The organism is Bradyrhizobium sp. NBAIM08, from assembly GCF_020193935.1.
Classification (GTDB): Bacteria; Pseudomonadota; Alphaproteobacteria; order Rhizobiales; family Xanthobacteraceae; genus Bradyrhizobium; species Bradyrhizobium yuanmingense.
The window spans coordinates 111,152-128,257 of the sequence record NZ_JADYVR010000001.1 but is presented as its reverse complement, the minus strand read 5'-3'; the positions used below and the strand labels follow the sequence as shown (position 1 = coordinate 128,257).

The window sequence follows — 17,106 nt, the reverse complement described above, 5'->3', positions numbered from 1 at the left end:
ATTACGCTTGCCGTCGCCACGGCTAGAACATAAAGGCGCAAGGTGGACCTGCCGGTCACGATTGGAAACTCATACTTAGGTTTGTGCATCGGGCTTGTTCGGGCCGATCCCGAGCGCCTCGCTCATTCTCACCAGATCGGCCAGCGACTTCGCGCCCATCTTCCGCATGATCTGGCCGCGGTAGATCTTGACGGTGATTTCGGCCAATCCGAGCTGGGCGGCGACCTGCTTGTTCATCAGGCCGGACGTCACCAGTGACAATACGTCTCGCTCCCGCGAGGACAGTGACTCGAAGCGTGATCTGACCGTCGAGACCATCCTGTTGAGGTCGCGGCGCTTGCGGTCTCGCTCGATCGCGGCCTGAACTGCGTCGAGAATGTCCTGATCGCGGACCGGCTTGGTCAAAAAATCGATCGCCCCGCTCTTCATGGCCCGAACCGTCATGGGAATATCGCCATGACCGGTAATGAAGATGATAGGCGTGTGGATATTTGCCTTGGCAAGATCGGCCTGCAGCTCGAGGCCGCTCGTTCCGGGCAGGCGGATGTCGAGCACCAGGCAGCTCGGGACGTCTGGCGGCTTGGCCTGCAGGAGCTGCGGCGCCGAGCCGAATGCTTCGACCTTGAGACCGACCGACTCGAACAGATTGGTGAGCGCACGGCGCATGGACGCGTCGTCGTCGACGATGAGGACAAGGGGCTGATCGCCGTCCTTCTGCGGCGGCGAAGAGTCCGCGCGCTCGGTCACGATGCTTCCTCTCGGTGGAGGGGCAAGGTGATCTGAAAAGTCGCGCCGCGCTCCTGGTTTGATATGGCGGAAAGTCGCCCGCCATGGGCCTCGATGATCGATCGACAGATCGACAGGCCCATGCCCATGCCGGAGGACTTCGTGGTGAAGAACGGCGTGAACAGGCGGTCTATCGCCTGTTCGCTGATGCCGGTTCCGCAGTCGGAAACGCTCACCTGCATCGCGCTATCGCCGCTCGCCTGTGAGCGAATCGCCAGCTCGCGCGGGCGATCGTGGACGTCTGCCATGGCCTCGATCCCGTTCATGATCAGGTTGATCAGGACCTGCTGCAATTGGATGCGATCGCCAAAGATCCTCGGCAGTGCCGACGACAGCTCCATGCGGACGGACACGGCGTGGCTGGCCATCTCGCGTTGAACCAGCGCGACGGCCTCCCGCACGACCGCATTGGCGTCGAGCGGAACCATCTCGATGTCAGAACGCTTGGCGAGCGCCCGAACGTGACGGATCACGTCGCCGGCACGCCTGCCGTCCTCGATGATCCACTCGACCGAGCGGCGGGCCGCTTTGAGATCCGGCGGACTGCGCTGCAGCCAGGCGAGGCAGGCGTCGGCGTTTGCGATCACTGCAGCGAGCGGCTGATTGATTTCGTGCGCAATCGAAGCGGTCAGCTCACCCAGTGTCGTGACACGTGTCACATGGGCGAGCTCGGCCTGGGCCTTGCGCAGCGCGTCTTCGGCTTGGTTGGCCCGGATGGCGGCGGTTACGTCCGTGCAAACGCCACGGTAGCCCAGGAAAGTGCCGTCCGCGTCGAAGAAGGGCTTGCCGCTGGTCCGGACGTAGATCGGCTGCCCACTACGGTCTTTGCTGCGGTACACCAAGTCGCGGAACGGGACGTGGGCGTCGAGCGCCGCTCGATGTTGTCGCCATTTTTCGGGCTCGAGAGCGGCGTCGGGCGCAATGTCCCAACGCGTGAGCCCGATCAGGCCGGCGGGGGCGGTGTTGGTATCGGAGTGCTCGGATATCTGGGTGACCCGGTGGTCCGGCCCGGTTTCCCAGAACCAGTCAGACGCAGTTTCGGCATAATCGCGAAAGCGCTGCTCGCTGTCACGAAGCCTGCGTTCTGCCTCCTTGGTCGCCGTGATGTCGGTGACCGATCCGACGAACTCAACGCGACCGCTAGCATCTCGCGTTGCCCGTGCCACCGCTCGGACGTATTTGATGGAACCGTCGGGCATCACCAGCCGGTATTCGTGATCATAGTCCTTGCCCTCGCGCGCCGCCCGGCCCGTCGTCTGCTGCACGGCGAGCCGGTCCTCCGGATGGATCCGCTGGAGCATGAAGGGGATCGCGGGCTTCGTCCCTTCCTCGCATTCGAAGATGCGATAGGTCTCCTTGGACCAGGTGATCTCGCGGGTTGCGGCCTTCCAGCCAAAACTACCAGTGTGGCTCAATTCCTGCGCCTGGGCGAGATAAGCCTCGCTCTGTCGCAGCGCGTTCTCGGCCTCCTTCCGTTCGGTGATGTTCTCGCAGGCGACCAGCACGATCGGCCCGCCATTGGCCCGCAGCATGGCCTTGGCGTTCTCGCGCACCCATAACTTCGAGCCGTCCTTGCGAACCTTCCGGATTTCCCAGGTGTGTGACTGATCAAGGGTCTTGAGGCACAACGCGACACAGGCGCGGACAGTGGCGCGATCTTCCGCGAGGAAGACATCCAGCACGGATCGGCCGATCAACTCCGCCGGCGTGTAGCCCAGCTGCTCGGCGCCGAATGTGTTCACGTTGATCACGGTACCGGCCGGATCGACCATGAAGTACATGACCGGCGTGTGCTCGAAGACCTGCTGCCACTGCTTGACCGCTTCAAGCAAGTCGGCGGCATTGGAATCGGTGCGCTGCTTGGCAGGAACAGTTTGCCTCAAGCAGCCGACGAGGAATTGCGCGGCTGACTTTCCGAACGTCGCTGCCCGGCCAGGCTTCATCGCTGACGCTCCCGGCACTCTCTGCGTGAACAGGAGTAGAGCACGTTGCGGCCAGAGGAGCAATTCCAGCCAAAGTCGGGTCGGCCGTCATGACGTTCGCCTTTGGACCGTCCGCTCACCGCCAGGTCCATTGCGGCGCCTCAAGGACACCGTGCCGGCCGAGGTTCACGGTGACCGTGCAGCCGGTGCGTCGTGCGCCGTCTCGTTGAATTCGGGCCGCGTGGGCCCGGGCGAATACGGGACAAACTTAGGTATAGCTCCTCCATGCCTAGTCATGTCGGCCATTTTACCTCCGTACAATTGAGCGTTTCGTGCCCGGCGGACTAGCCTCTCGACCATCGGGAGTGTCGAAGCGAACAGCCGAGAAAAGCGCAAGCAACAGAGGGAGACAGCAATGTGCGATATGTCGGTACTTCCTGAGCGTCGCCCATCGGCGTCCGAAAGTTGCTCCTCAGTCAAGGGCTGTGCGGTGTGCGGCGGCAAGTTTGGCCTGATCCGCTACTATTCCTGGCGCACGGCGCTCTGCTCCAAGAAGTGCGTTGATCGTTTCCGCACGCGAAGCGAACGCGACCGCCGGTGGTTGTTTCGGGCCCAGGTCGCATAAGGCTGGATTGGAGAGTTGATCCGGGAGGCCGTGCGTTGAACCGCTCATGCAAGCTCTTCTGCTGGATCGTTCTCATCGCCCCCATCGCGGCCGGCCAGGCACAGGAGACGGGACACGGTGCCGTTCATCGCAAGCACCCACCCCAGGACCAGGCGCTGCACGAAAAGTTCTATTCCACCTGGCACATGCCTGATAACCCGAGCCTCAGTTGTTGCAACAGCGCCGACTGTTATCCGACCGACATCAAGTACATCGACGGCCAGATCTATGCGCGGCGCCGGGAGGACGGGAGATACATTCTGATCCCACCGCAAAAGGTGGAGCGAAACAGGGATAATCCGGACGGCCGGAACCATCTGTGCGCTCCACCGCCCGCACTGTCTCCGCTCGACAGCGTTTACTGCTTCGCTTTGGGAGGTGCCACATGAGATTCGCGTTCGTGCTGGTCAACGGCCGGACCCCGTTCCGGCAGACCTCGTGCATGCAGTGCTGCGAGCCGATCAGCGGCAGTTATTTGCGCGAGATCGCGACCCGTCTGCCTTACTGCGATCATCAGTGCTACGCGCTGTTCTGCGAGACGCTCGCCAAAGATGGCGTGAGAGCGGCTTCATGAAATTCGTGGTGGTCAATCACGAGCCGCCGTTGCACGCGGCCGCGTGCAGCACATGCTCGCGGTCGCTCCGCTCCGGCTATGTCCGCCATGCGCGGACGCAGCGCCGTTACTGTGACGACGATTGTTACCGGCGCGGCGAATTCTCCACGCTGTTCATGCACTGGCCGGTGCCTGGGCGGACGGAACCAATTGCCGGCAAGGTCGAGCTCGCCGCTGGCAGCATGATCCAGACGTTGACGGTGATGAGTGCCGTCTGGTGCTGGGGCTGCACGATCACTGCCTGGACCTTCGCGAGAGCTTTGACCGGCGCCTATTTGGACAGTCGCGACCCGATCACGATGGAAGGAGGTGACACCTAGAGCATGATCCGGAAAAGTGTGAAGCGGTTTTCCGAAACGATCATGCTCAAACAATAACCTAAAGCGCGATGACGATTCATCCTAATCGCATCGCGCTTTAGCTGCGCGGCTGCACGCGCGTAGAAGCCGCAGCACCGTATTCTTGCAGGCGCCGCGTCCAGCCCCGGCGGCGTTGATCAGGGAATGGGTGCTGCGGCCGCCGCTGGCTCCGTTGCGCTGGCCTCGTGCGTCACCACGCGCTGGTCGCTCTTGCCGGCGATCATGCTGCTGCCCTCGAACCTTGCCCGGTAGACCAGCACGTTCTCCATCACGCGCTGGACGTAGTTGCGCGTCTCGGACAGCGGGATGCGCTCGACCCAGTCGACCGGATCGATGTTGGGGTCCCGGGGATCACCGCGCTTCTGCACCCATTCACGCACGCGGCCGCGGCCGGCATTGTATCCGGCGAAGGTCATGATCTGGTTACCGCGATATTCCGAGAACAGCGCGCTGAGCTCGGCGGCGCCCATCTGCGTGTTGTAGACGGGGTCGGAGACCATCCTGTCCCAGTCGTAAGTCAGGCCGAAGCGCTTCGCGGTGTCGCGTCCCGCTTCCGGCGTCACCTGCATCAGCCCGACCGCGTTGGCATGCGACTTGTCGCGCTGCTCGAACGAGCTCTCGGTGCGTGCCACCGAATAGATCACGCTGGTCTCGATCGCCGGTGCGACCTGCTTGTGCTCGGGGATGCCGATGGTCGGGAAGGCGTAATGGTCGAGCGCGAGCCCGCGCGCCAGCGCGGTCTTGCCGACCTCCAGCATCACGCGCGCATCGTTGCGCCGGCCCGCAAGCTCGCCGAGCGCTTCCAGCGCGGCGACGTCGGTGCTCTCTTTGGCGAAATCCTCGGCGTAATAGAACACCATGTCGCGCTCGCCGATGCCGTAGAGCATGTCGGCGGCGCGCACGCGCTCGTCCGCAAGCTGCGCATCGGCCGAGGCCAGCACCGGCGAGGGCGGACGCAGTTCGATGCCGTCGAGGCCGAGCCTGGCGCGGGCGAGCTGGCCGTAATAGGCGGTGTGATAGCGCGCCGCCGCCCGGTAGCTCATGCGCGCGTCGGCCGCCGCGCCCATGGCTTCGGCCGCGCGGCCGCGCCAGTAATGCGCCCGCGACAGCGCGATCGGATTGGACGAGCCAGCGTCGATCGAGGCGAAATGCACCATCGCCGTCTTGGGATCGTCGAGATAGCGTAGCGCGATCCAGCCGCACATGAAGTGATAGTCGACGCGGTAGACCTCCTTTTCCGGCACCGCGGCCGTGTGCACCACGTCATAGGCGATCCTGGCCTTGCCCTGATCGAGCAGCTTGCGCGCCAGCATGCGGCGCTCGCGCCACCAGGCATCGGTGTCCTGCGCGGCCATCATGTCGGGCTTGGCAGCGAGGATCACCTCGGCCGCGTCGTCGATGCGGTCGTTCTGAAGATGCCACTGCGCGCGGCACAGCACGTAACCGAGATCGCGTCGCTCCTCGGCCGCGACGTCCTCGAGCAGATCCTTGGCCTTGCTCGCCTTGCCGGTGACGGCGGCGCAGGCCTTCACGATCGCGAGCGCGTCCTCGCCGAGCCGCTTCGCCGCGCGCCGCGCACCTGCATAATCCTTGGCGCCGAGGCGCTTGTCCATGCGCGCGCGGTGATCGTCGGCGGACAGAAGGTCGCCGAACGCCGCATAGGAGTCCTCTTCGCTCCGCTCGGACAGTTCCTCCGCGCGCCAGGTTTCCCGGACCAGCCGCGCAGCCCTGTCGGTCTCACCTTCGGCGAGCAGGACGCGCGCGAGTGCGAACTTGCCCTTGGCGCTGGTCGGGCGATCCATCGTGAACTTGTGCACGATGGCCGCGTCGGCCTTCTCCTGCCACAGCCGTGCCTCGGCACGGCGGCGGAGCAGGGCGCTGCTCGGCCAACCGGGATTGGCGGCGAGGAAGGCGGCGTAGCGCTTGAAATTCGCGGTGCTGTCGGGATGGCGCAGCATGAACCAGTCGGCGAGCTTCTGTCCGGCAGGGTCCGTGATGCGGTCGCGCGCAGCGCTCGCGTCTTCGGTCTTGCCCTTGCGCGTCAGGTCGATGGCGTCCTTGAGCGCGGCAAGATCGCCGGTCAGCGGCGGCTTGGCCGCGGGCTCCTCGACCGCCTTCTTCGATTTGCGCTTGGCCTCGGCGTGCTTGCCGTGCCGCGCTTTGCCGGCGGAGGCGTGGCGGTGCTTGCCCGCTTTCGCCTCATGCGTCTTCTTCGGTGCGGATGATTTTTGACTGCTCTTCGCCGCAAGCTCGGTGGGAAGGAGGGCCATCGCGGCCACGGCAACGACACACGCGAGCGAGCGTAGGCACTGGTTCATTGGATGGTCCCCCCTGCGAAAACCACTACAAACCAAGGTCCGCGACATGCGGCTTGCGAATCAAAGTACCGAACGATGCGTCGGCATCGTGTCGCATCCTCAGGCTGTCGCAACAATGCGGCAAAATACGGATTGGAACTGGGGAACTTCCGAAAGGACGGAAGAGGCAGTGGCTTTAACCTTTGTTAACGATCTGGACTCGCGCGACGATTGCGCACGGTACAGGACGCCGGAACGGCCAGATTGCGCGTGTTCCCTCGGCGAAATCCGGTGTATGAGTTCCTTCTCTTCATCCTTTCAACCTTTGCCCTGTACCTATGCCGATTTTCAACCAGTCGATCCGGCGCAAGATCGTCGGCATCGCGCTCGGATTGATCGTCCTGATGCTGGTCACCTCGATCCTGTCGATGGTGATGTCCAGCCAGGTCGGCATTTTGCTCGACGAGCTGACCAACCGCTACATCCCGGCCTATAGCCATCTGGCGCGCGCGAACATCCGCTCGCTGGAACGGGCGCTGGCGCAGCGGCGGATGGTGATGACCAGGATGGAGGCGCCGTCGGACGAGGAGGCCTACGCGGCGCGGCTTCGCGACTTCGAGGCCTTGGACCGCAATTTCGAGCGGGAGGCCGAGGCCGCTCGCAAGCTCATCAACGCGATCATCGACGACCCCAGGACGTATTCCGACAACGCCGCGCTGGCACGGCTCGACGTCCGGATCGAAAGCTCCGTCACCGAGCTGCGGCGCGATCTGGACGAGGGCAATGCGAAACTGCTCAAGCAGGTCGACGCCAAGGATATGGCCGCGGCCCGCGGCACGCTGGAACACCTCGACACGCTGCGCGATGCGTTCAACCGGAAGGTCGATGCGATCCGCGCCGACATGCTGGCGCAGGTCTATTTCTCGACGTCTCAGGTGATCGGCCGCCAGCACCAGACCATCATCGTCTCGGGGGTCGTAACCCTGCTCGCGGCGATCGTCGGCTTCGTGTTTGCGCTGCTGGTGAGTAGCGGCATTACGCGACCGGTGCGCCTGCTGCTGGCCGGCGCCCGCGAGGTCGAGGCGGGCCGGTTCGACAAGCCCATCACCGTCTCGACACAGGACGAGATCGGCGAGCTCGCTGCCGCCTTCAACCGCATGATCGAGCAGCTCAGGCACAACGAGCGCATTCGCGAGACCTTCGGCCGTTACATCGACCCGAAGGTGGTGCAGGGCCTGATCGACCGGCCGGAGGTCGCCATCGACGGTGAGCGCCGGGTGATGACCATCTTGTTCTGCGACATGAGCGGCTTCACCTCGATGAGCGAGGGCATGACGCCGCGCGGCCTCGTCAAGGTGATGAACCACTACTTCACCGTGATGTCTGCTCCCATCAGGAACAATCGCGGGATCATCGACAAATATATCGGCGACGCCATCATGTCCTATTGGGGGCCGCCCTTCATCGAGGAGGAGGAGCAGGGTCTGCTCGCAGGGCTCGCCGCCGTCGAGATGACCGATCAGGTGCCCGCGCTGCAGAAGCAGCTGCCGGACCTGCTCGGCATCCGCGCCATGCCGGCGCCGTGCGATCTTCGCGTCGGCATCGCCACGGGCGAGGTCCTGACCGGCAGTATCGGTTCCGAGCTGATGATGAGCTTCACCGTGATGGGCGATGCCGTGAATCTCGCCTCGCGGCTGGAGGCCGTCAACAAGGTGTACGGCACCCGCATCCTGATCTCGCAGGCGACCGCAGACGGGATCGGATCGCGCCTGGAATTGCGCGAGATCGATCGTCTGGCGGTCGCGGGCCAAAGCGCACCGCAGGCGATCTTCGAGCTGATGGCGAGACCAGGCGCGCTCAGCAATGCGCAAGTGAGCTTGCGCAAGCATTATGCCGATGGTCTCGCCGCCTATCGTGCGCGGCGCTTCGACGAGGCCCGCGCCGCCTTCAACGCGGCGCTCGAGGCAGTCCCCGGCGATGGCCCCTCGCGCACGATGCTCGGCCGCATCGCTCAATTTGTGGCCAATCCGCCGGATCCCGATTGGGACGGCGTCTGGCGGCTGGAGCAGAAATAGCCGTGCCTTTGCGGTCGGGCACGCCGCGCCGGAAAAAAAGATGCTACTCCATAACGATGTTCGCCGTGACCTATTTCCCGGGCTTAGGTTGGATGTCCATGAGGCGTCTGATGGGGACACGCCGATGACACATCTCGAAGACAGGCTGGAACGGTTCGAGACGCTCACCGCCGAATGCGAGCTGATCGCCAAGCTCGCCACCGACAGCAGCAAGCGCGAGTTCTATTTGAACCTCGGGGAACAGTACCGTCAGCTGGCCGTCGATATCCGGCAGGCGATCGCGACGACGGCTGCGGCCTGAGCCGGCTGAAATCCGTTCTTAACGTTTGGCGCGCATCCTTGGAGCAAGCGAGCATCGCCGGTCGGTGACACTCGTTGGTGGGAAGGCCGGGGTTCGCTGCAATGCAGCGCGCCTCGTGAGTGTGATTTGCCATGTCTGACAGGGCAATCCCATGCGCCTCGTTGCAGTGATCATATTCGCGCTCATGACGGCGGCCTGCGATCAGGAGCAGGACATCACCGGCTCGACGACGCCGGCCTGTCCGTTGCGCAACTACAGCTACAATCCACGCGACATGAACCAGTGCGTCAGCGCCTGCAAAACGTGCGACCGCGGCACGACGGTCACCTGCACGACCTCCTGCACCCTCAAGGGCGCCCGCTGAGCACTTTGCGGATGCGCGGAACCGGTAGGGCCCTCGAGCCAATGCCGGCGGTGCTGGAGCACCGGAACGATTCACATGCATTAATCATTGAAGGAGGCGGCAGGACGCGGAGTCCAATGGAATGGGTATGCTCGATCCCGGTCGATTTCTGGTGTCGTGCTCGCATTGCGATGCCTGGCCGATGGCGGCCAATGTGAAACGGTCGAGCTGGTCGGCGTCGCCGCACGAGGTCCGCTTCGTCTGCACGCGTTGCCGCCGCGAAGAAACGGCGATCGTCTCGGCCTCCGGCGAATTGACCCCCATCAAGCGCGTGGATGCCCCGCCACGCGATGTCGCTGTCGCCTGGGCCCAGGCGCAACGCTCGCGCGGGCGGTCCTGATGTTCGGCGTCGCCGTCTCGTCGGTGTTTCGCTTCTCTGTCAATCTGCCCGCATAAAAATATTCCGCTTTACCGAAATTCGGAAATGACGTATGTGTCGCCCATCCCGGCTCAATCTCGAGGGGCGACCATGCGGTCGTCATTGTCGCGAGCCGGGCTTGCGGTGGACGCGGCAGCGTCGTGTACGAGAGCTGAGGGCAGGGCGGATTGCTCTCCGTGAGCCCCGAGGCTTCGTACGGACGAGCGGCGCTGTCAGGTTCGTCGCGCCGGCATTTCGATGGCAACGTGCACAACGCCGTCGAACCCTGCGGCGCCAACGGACCGCGCGTACGGCAAAACCGTGTGGTCCTGGCCGTCGTTGCTACGGTCAAGCTCTGGCGAATGCGGCATTGGCGTCAACCGGCGCGGTGCCGGCGACTTTCGCGGGAGCGAGGGAGGCCAAAGGGAACTCGGCTCCCGGGAGAGCGCGGCATAAGCCGTCCGACCATCGCGCAGGGAAGGCCGTGTGTTGGGCTTCACCTGTATGCTGCTGTGCGGTTCTTCCTGCGTGTGCTTTTCGCGCAGCGGACCGCGGGTGCCGCCGGCACCCGGCCTTCCCTGCGCCCTCTTGCATCTGAGGGCGGCGAGACGAAGCAAAGCTCGGGCGAAAATGCGCTGCGGGGCTGAATACGCACGTCTGCGTCACACATTCGGTGTCATCGCCCGGCTTGACAGGGCGATCCAGTACTCCGAGACACCAGTGATTGAATCGAGAGGCCGCGGCGTACTGGATTCCCCGCTCCAGTGCGCGATTGCGTACAAGGCGGGGAATGACAGTGTTACTTGGAGAACGCAGCGTCGCCTCACACTCCGTCATTACGAGCGCAGCAACTTGTCCGCCGAAGCCTTTGGCGAAGGCGGAAGCAATCCAGAATCTTTCCGCGGCGGGAATCTGGATTGCTTCGTCGCAAGGGCTCCTCGCAACGAGGAGGAGAGTGCGAGCGCTAAACTCTCTCGTGCCCCGGACGCAGCGCAGCGTCCCCCCGGCGATGCGAAGCATCCGGTTCGACGATGCGCTGCCGAGCCGGGGCCCATCCATCTGCGCCGTACCATGTCGCCCCTGGGTCCCGGCTCTGCGCCGCAACGCCCCCGCGCGTTGCAACTTGTCCGGGACACGAGCGAACCGCATCGCTTCGCGTGGGGCTGCCGCCGACTCACTTCGGGAATGCCCGCCTGTCGTCCAGAGCGGATGTTCTGTGCCTTCCCAAAGATCTCAGGTTGTGGATCGTCACTTTAGCGAGGTATCGACGTAAGCAAACCCGTGTCTTCCCGGTAACGATTGTGCTGTCTGTGCAACACCCACATCGGATTTAACCCTTATCACCGGCGGTTCGCATCGCCGCCGCTTTTTGGCCACACCCGAACATGAATAAAATCGCTCTAATGTTTTAAGGGCAGTGGCGGTCTTCGAAGGCGACGAGAAAATCCCAAGGTCGATTCAAATCTTGGCTCTGATTTTTCGGGTCTGAAAGGGTTGGCCGGAGAAGCTGGTTGCGATGGGCGCGAAGATCAACAAGCAAAGGCTGCCGAGCCGTCACGTGACGGAAGGCCCTGCGCGCGCGCCGCACCGGTCCTATTTCTACGCCATGGGTCTGACCACCGAGCAGATCCACCAGCCCTTCGTCGGCGTCGCCTCGTGCTGGAACGAAGCTGCTCCCTGCAACATCGCGCTGATGCGTCAGGCGCAGGCGGTGAAGAAGGGCGTCGCGTCCGCCGGCGGCACGCCGCGCGAATTCTGCACCATCACCGTGACCGACGGCATCGCCATGGGCCATGACGGCATGCGCTCCTCGCTGCCGTCGCGCGAATGCATCGCCGATTCGGTCGAGCTGACCGTGCGCGGCCATGCCTATGACGCGCTCGTCGGGCTCGCCGGCTGCGACAAGTCGCTGCCGGGCATGATGATGGCGATGGTCCGCCTCAACGTGCCCTCGATCTTCATCTATGGCGGCTCGATCCTGCCCGGCAATTTCCGCGGGCAGCAGGTCACCGTGCAGGACATGTTCGAGGCGGTCGGCAAGCATTCGGTCGGCGCCATGTCGGACGAGGACCTCGACGAGATCGAGCGCGTCGCCTGTCCCTCGGCCGGCGCCTGCGGCGCGCAGTTCACCGCCAACACCATGGCGACCGTGTCTGAGGCGATCGGCCTCGCGCTACCTTACTCGGCCGGTGCCCCCGCACCGTATGAAATCCGTGACGCCTTCTGCATGACCGCGGGCGAGAAGGTGATGGACCTGATCGCCCAGAACATCCGGCCGCGCGACATCGTTACCCGCAAGGCGCTGGAGAATGCGGCCGCCGTGGTCGCGGCGTCCGGTGGCTCCACCAATGCTGCGCTGCACCTGCCTGCGATCGCGCACGAGGTCGGCATCAAGTTCGACCTGTTCGACGTCGCTGAAATCTTCAAAAAGACACCATATGTCGCGGATTTGAAGCCGGGTGGCCGTTATGTCGCCAAAGACATGTTTGAAGTAGGTGGCATACCGCTTCTGATGAAGACGCTGCTCGACAACGGCTTCCTGCACGGTGATTGCCTTACCGTCACAGGCCGCACGATCGCCGAAAACCTCAAGAGCGTGAAATGGAATCCGCACCAGGACGTGGTGCACCCGGCAGACAAGCCCATCACCGTGACAGGCGGTGTGGTCGGCCTGAAGGGCAATTTGGCGCCAGAAGGTGCGATCGTGAAAGTCGCGGGAATGTCCAACCTCAGGTTTACCGGTCCGGCCAGGTGCTTCGACCGTGAGGAGGACGCGTTCGAGGCGGTCCAGAACCGCACCTACCGCGAAGGCGAAGTCATCGTGATCCGCTACGAGGGGCCGAAGGGCGGTCCCGGCATGCGGGAAATGCTCCAGACCACGGCAGCGCTGACCGGCCAGGGCATGGGCGGCAAGATCGCGCTCATCACGGACGGCCGCTTCTCCGGCGCCACCCGCGGCTTCTGCATCGGCCATGTCGGGCCGGAGGCGGCGGTCGGCGGCCCGATCGGGCTGCTCGAGGACGGCGACGTCATCGAGATCGACGCGGTGGCCGGTACTCTTAACGTAAAATTGAGCGACGCCGAGCTCGCCCAGCGCAGAACCAAATGGAGCGCCCGCGCGACTAACCACACGTCGGGTGCGCTCTGGAAATATGCTCAGCAGGTTGGACCGGCGGTCGGGGGGGCAGTGACCCATCCGGGCGGCGCGCACGAGAAACAGTGCTATGCGGACATTTAGGCGTGCCACAGTTGCGTTTGTGTTGGGGGCGGCTGCGCTGGCCGCGCCGGCGTTCGCCTTCGACGGTGCGCCGGTCAACCCGAAGGATGCCACCATCCCGGTCGTGACGACCTTGCCCGGCGCTGCGGGTGCGGTGCGCACCAAGGTTCCGCCGCAGGTCGCGACCCAGGAAACCTCGCTCACCGCCTTGCAATATGCCGCCGAGGGCGGCCACCCCATCGCGCAATGGAAGCTCGGCCGCATGTACGCCAACGGCGACGGCGTCGCCCAGGACGATTTGCGTGCCTTCGAATATTTCAGCCGGATCGCCAACGCGCATGCCGAGGACAGCCCGTCGGCGCCGCAGGCGCAGATCGTGGCCAACGCCTTCGTCGCCCTCGGCCGCTACTATCTGGCCGGCATCCCGAATTCGAAGGTCAAGGCCGACCCGGACCGCGCCCGCGAGATGTTCTCCTATGCCGCATCCTATTTCGGCAACGCGGACGCGCAGTACGACCTCGCCCGTCTGTACCTGAAGACCCCGGACGCCTCGCGCGAGGACTACCGCTATGGCGCGCGCTGGCTTGGCCTCGCCGCGCAGAAGGGCCAGCATCAGGCCCAGGCCTTGCTCGGTCAGATGCTGTTCAACGGCGACCGCCTGCCGCGGCAGGCCGCACGCGGCCTGATGTGGCTGACGCTGGCGCGCGACAGCGCCGGTGCCGACGAGGTCTGGATCAAGGAAAGCTACAACCGCGCCTTCGCCAAGGCCTCCGACGACGACCGCGCCATGGCCCTGCAAATGCTGGAGCAATGGGTGCAGGGGCGTCGGGAGTGATCGGCTGAGGCGGCCTTAAGCCGCCTCGAGATCCAGATCCGCCCACACCGGCACGTGATCCGACGGCTTCTCCCAGCCGCGCACATAGCTGTCGATGCCGACATTGGCGAGCTTGTCGCTGGCCTGCGGCGACAGCAGCAGGTGGTCGATCCGCAGCCCCTGGTTCTTCTGCCAGGCCCCGGCCTGGTAGTCCCAGAACGTGTAGAGCCCGCCCTCGTCGGTGACGGCGCGCAAGGCGTCGCTGAGGCCGAGGCCGAGCAGGGACTGGAAGCTCTCGCGCGTCTCGGTCTTGAACAGCGCGTCCTCGGTCCAGGCGGCCGGATTGTGCACGTCGCGGGCATGCGGGATGACGTTGAAGTCGCCGGCCAGGATCAGCGGGACCTCCTCCTTGAGTCGCTCCTTCGAATAATCAAGAAGCCGCGACATCCATTTGAGCTTGTAGGGATATTTATCGGTCCCGACCGGATTGCCATTGGGCAGATAGAGGCAGGCGATGCGCAGCACCCCTCGCTTCAGCGTCACCACGCCTTCGAGGAAGCGGGCATGGCTATCCTCGTCGTCGCCGGCGAGGCCCGACTTGGTCTCGTCGAACCTGAGCTTGGAGAGCAGGGCGACGCCGTTGAACGTCTTCTGCCCGTGCGTCACCACGTTGTAGCCGAGTGCCTCGATCTCCAGCCGCGGAAAGGCCTCGTCGACGCACTTGATCTCCTGCAGGCAGACGATGTCCGGCTGGCACTCTTTCAGCCAGGTCAGGAGCAGATCGATCCGCTGCCGGACCGAGTTCACGTTCCAGGTGGCTACTCTGATGGGCATTGGCAGGGCTCCGGGCGGGGGTCTTGGTTAGAACAAAATGCAAACGCACCCGTCAAGCCGGCCGCAAAATCTCCCACAAAATTAACCCGGCTTAAGCAGGCCGCAGGCCATTGATCGTCAAGAGGTTCCTCGGATGGATGGCCGGACAAGGCGATGAATCGAACTCAGCCGCGTGACGGCCTGATCGGCGCGTTCCTGTATTGGCTCGGCGGCTTCGAGATCGAGGACGGTCTGACCGCCGATCTCAGCGAGCGCGAGATCCGCCGCATCCGCGCCAAGCAGATCGACGCGGTGACCCAGCTGATCCCCGTGACGATGGCCGTGACGATGCTGAACGTCGCCATCGTGCTGATCCTGTTCTGGGGCAGGGGCTGGAACGACTTCCTCGCCATCTGGGGCCTGACGCTCGCCGCCACCGCTTCGCTCGCGGTGCGCGCGTGGCACAAGTCGCATCAGAACCCGCCGCAGGAGGCTTCGCCCCGCGCGGCGCGGCAGATGCTGCGGCAGGCGTTTTTTCTCGCCGCGATCTGGGGCGCGCTGCCGCTCGCTCTGTTCAGCCGCATCGAGCCGACCAGTCAATTGCTCCTGGCCTGCCTGATGGTCGGCATGATGTCCGGCGGCGCTTTCACGCTCTCGACCTTCCCGCGCGCGGGCCTCGTCTATCTCGCGACCATGACGATCGCCTGCGCCAGTGCGCTGCTCCTGTGCGGCACCGGCCCATATCTGGTGACCGCCGTGTTCCTGCTGCTGTTCGCATTCTTCATGGCGCGCAACATCGTCTCCCAGGGCAACCTCTTCCTCGGCAATCTCAAGGCCCAGCTCGAGCTCGAGCGCCAGACCGAGATCATCTCGCTGCTGCTGAAGGATTTTCAGGAGAACGCCAGCGACTGGCTCTGGCAGACCGATGCCGAGGGACGCCTCGTCGACGTGCCCGAGCGCTTCGCGGACGTCGCGCAGCTGCCGCTTCCGCTGCTGAAAGGCGCGCAGTTCGCCGACGTGCTCGACATGCTCTGCCCCGAGGACAAGTCAGCGGCCTACAACATCGTCGGCCTGATGGAGCAGGCCGAGCCGCTGCATGAGATGAATCTCAAGGTCGTCGCCGGCGGCGAGGCCCGGCTGTGGTCGCTGACGGCGAAGCCGGCCCACGATCGTGACGGTCATTTCCTGGGCTATCGCGGCTTCGGACGCGACGTCACCGAGCGCTGGCGCGCGGAAAAGGCCGAGGCCGAAAGCCGCGCCAAGTCCGACTTCCTGGCGGTGATGAGCCACGAGATCCGCACGCCCATGAACGGCGTGCTCGGTCTTGCCAGCATGCTCCTCGAAACCAGGCTCGATCCGGAGCAGCGCGAGGCCGTCACCACGATCCGCGAGTCCGGCGACAACCTCCAGCGCATCCTCAACGACATTCTCGACCTCTCCAAGCTGGAAGCAGGCCGCTTCCAGTTCGAGGCGATCGACTTCGCGCCGCAGGCGCTGGTCGAGACGGTTGCGACCGTGGTGCGCGCCAGCGCCAAGAGCAAGGGGCTCACGGTCAAGGTCGAGCTCGATCCGAACCTGCCGCCGACGCTCCGCGGCGACGTCGCGCGCATCCGCCAGGTGCTGCTCAATCTCGCCTCCAACGCTGTGAAGTTCACCGACGAAGGCGAGGTGACGATATCGGCGACCTGCCAGGCGCGGCGCGACCTGCTGGCGACCGTCGAATGGACGGTGACCGACAGCGGCATCGGTATCGCGCCCGACAAGCTCGACCTGCTGTTCAGCGACTTCGCCCAGGCTGATGCCTCGATCAGCCGCCGCTTCGGCGGCACTGGCCTCGGCCTTGCCATCAGCAGGCGGATCATCGAGCAGATGGGCGGCACGATCGGCGTCATCTCGACGCCGGGAGAGGGCTCGACCTTCCGCTTTACGCTGGTCCTGCCCTGGAGCCAGGCGCAGGCGTCCGATCAGGCTGGCGGCCGCGACGAAGCCGACGAGCTCCAGGCCCGGATCTCCGGTCTCGACCGGCCGCTGAAGGTGCTGGTCGCGGAGGACGATGCGGTCAACCGCATGGTCGTGAGCAAGATGCTGGGGGCATTCGACATCGAGCTGCGTGTCGTCACCGACGGGACCGAAGCCGTCGCGGCAGCCTGCGAGGGCAATTACGACGTCGTGCTGATGGACGTGCGCATGCCCGACATGGACGGGCTCGCCGCCACCCGCGCGATCCGCGCGCAAGGCGAGCGCTTCGAAGCCTTGCCGATTGTCGCGCTGACCGCCAACGCCTTCCCCGAGGACATCAAGATCTGCCGCGAAGCCGGCATGTCGGACTTCCTGGCCAAGCCGCTGCGCAAGCCGGCACTGGTCGGAGCGCTCCTGCGGGCGCTGGACGGTCACGTCATGTCGGAGGACGCACCGCTCCAGCCGACGTTGATGCCGGTCGAGGTGGCCTGGACGGACGAGGAAAGGGAGATAACGGGCGCGTAG

Annotated in this window: 14 protein-coding genes; 10 read left to right on the top strand and 4 right to left on the bottom strand. The window is 64.6% G+C overall.

Going from position 1 to position 17,106, the window contains the following annotated elements; all coding sequences use genetic code 11:
• Positions 1–75: 75 nt before the first annotated feature.
• Both I6F37_RS00625 and I6F37_RS00620 read right to left on the bottom strand, forming a co-directional pair.
• On the bottom strand, positions 76–747 hold the full coding sequence (locus I6F37_RS00625; RefSeq protein WP_225112497.1) for a response regulator transcription factor: 672 nt from the start codon (positions 745–747) through the stop codon (positions 76–78).
• The gene (locus I6F37_RS00620) at positions 744–2,729 is read right to left on the bottom strand and encodes a PAS domain S-box protein (protein WP_225112496.1); all 1,986 of its coding nucleotides are present in this window, start codon (positions 2,727–2,729) and stop codon (positions 744–746) included. The genes I6F37_RS00625 and I6F37_RS00620 overlap by 4 nt, the downstream gene beginning before the upstream one ends.
• Positions 2,730–3,368: 639 nt before the next feature.
• Here I6F37_RS00620 and I6F37_RS00615 point away from each other — a divergent pair.
• The 3 genes from I6F37_RS00615 to I6F37_RS00605 are packed head-to-tail and all read left to right on the top strand — an operon-like array spanning position 3,369 to position 4,305.
• Positions 3,369–3,761 (top strand): hypothetical protein, encoded by a 393-nt coding sequence (locus tag I6F37_RS00615; RefSeq protein WP_036031659.1) that lies wholly within the window; start codon positions 3,369–3,371, stop codon positions 3,759–3,761.
• Positions 3,758–3,946 carry a hypothetical protein gene (locus I6F37_RS00610; protein WP_036009825.1) on the top strand — a complete coding sequence of 63 codons (189 nt, stop codon included), beginning with the start codon at positions 3,758–3,760 and terminating at the stop codon, positions 3,944–3,946. Before I6F37_RS00615 ends, I6F37_RS00610 begins: the two co-directional genes overlap by 4 nt.
• Entirely contained in the window at positions 3,943–4,305 is a 363-nt protein-coding gene (locus I6F37_RS00605) for a hypothetical protein (protein WP_036031661.1), read from the top strand. Before I6F37_RS00610 ends, I6F37_RS00605 begins: the two co-directional genes overlap by 4 nt.
• Positions 4,306–4,481: 176 nt before the next feature.
• Here the strand turns inward: I6F37_RS00605 and I6F37_RS00600 are convergent, their stop codons facing one another.
• On the bottom strand, positions 4,482–6,662 hold the full coding sequence (locus I6F37_RS00600) for a lytic transglycosylase domain-containing protein (RefSeq protein WP_036009821.1): 2,181 nt from the start codon (positions 6,660–6,662) through the stop codon (positions 4,482–4,484).
• 317 nt (positions 6,663–6,979) lie between these two features.
• Between I6F37_RS00600 and I6F37_RS00595 the strand changes: the two genes are divergently transcribed.
• From I6F37_RS00595 to I6F37_RS00570, 6 genes are all read left to right on the top strand, one after another.
• Positions 6,980–8,716: an adenylate/guanylate cyclase domain-containing protein gene (locus I6F37_RS00595; RefSeq protein ID WP_225112493.1), complete on the top strand. Its 1,737-nt coding sequence runs from the start codon at positions 6,980–6,982 to the stop codon at positions 8,714–8,716.
• A 124-nt stretch (positions 8,717–8,840) separates the two neighbouring features.
• Positions 8,841–9,017, top strand: coding sequence for a hypothetical protein (locus tag I6F37_RS00590; protein WP_225112492.1), 177 nt, complete (start codon positions 8,841–8,843; stop codon positions 9,015–9,017).
• A gap of 151 nt (positions 9,018–9,168) precedes the next feature.
• Positions 9,169–9,381: a hypothetical protein gene (locus tag I6F37_RS00585; protein ID WP_036044357.1), complete on the top strand. Its 213-nt coding sequence runs from the start codon at positions 9,169–9,171 to the stop codon at positions 9,379–9,381.
• Positions 9,382–9,502: 121 nt separating this feature from the next.
• Positions 9,503–9,760: a hypothetical protein gene (locus tag I6F37_RS00580; RefSeq protein WP_036009816.1), complete on the top strand. Its 258-nt coding sequence runs from the start codon at positions 9,503–9,505 to the stop codon at positions 9,758–9,760.
• A 1,534-nt stretch (positions 9,761–11,294) separates the two neighbouring features.
• The gene (gene ilvD, locus I6F37_RS00575) at positions 11,295–13,016 is read left to right on the top strand and encodes a dihydroxy-acid dehydratase (RefSeq protein ID WP_036012786.1); all 1,722 of its coding nucleotides are present in this window, start codon (positions 11,295–11,297) and stop codon (positions 13,014–13,016) included.
• A complete protein-coding gene (locus I6F37_RS00570; RefSeq protein WP_225112491.1) occupies positions 13,003–13,830 on the top strand; it encodes a tetratricopeptide repeat protein in 828 nt (275 codons plus the stop codon). Before ilvD ends, I6F37_RS00570 begins: the two co-directional genes overlap by 14 nt.
• A gap of 15 nt (positions 13,831–13,845) precedes the next feature.
• Here the strand turns inward: I6F37_RS00570 and xth are convergent, their stop codons facing one another.
• Positions 13,846–14,643: an exodeoxyribonuclease III gene (gene xth / locus I6F37_RS00565; RefSeq protein ID WP_036028256.1), complete on the bottom strand. Its 798-nt coding sequence runs from the start codon at positions 14,641–14,643 to the stop codon at positions 13,846–13,848.
• Between the two features lie 153 nt (positions 14,644–14,796).
• On the opposite strand from xth, the gene I6F37_RS00560 reads away from it, so the two are divergent.
• The gene (locus I6F37_RS00560; RefSeq protein ID WP_225112490.1) at positions 14,797–17,106 is read left to right on the top strand and encodes an ATP-binding protein; all 2,310 of its coding nucleotides are present in this window, start codon (positions 14,797–14,799) and stop codon (positions 17,104–17,106) included.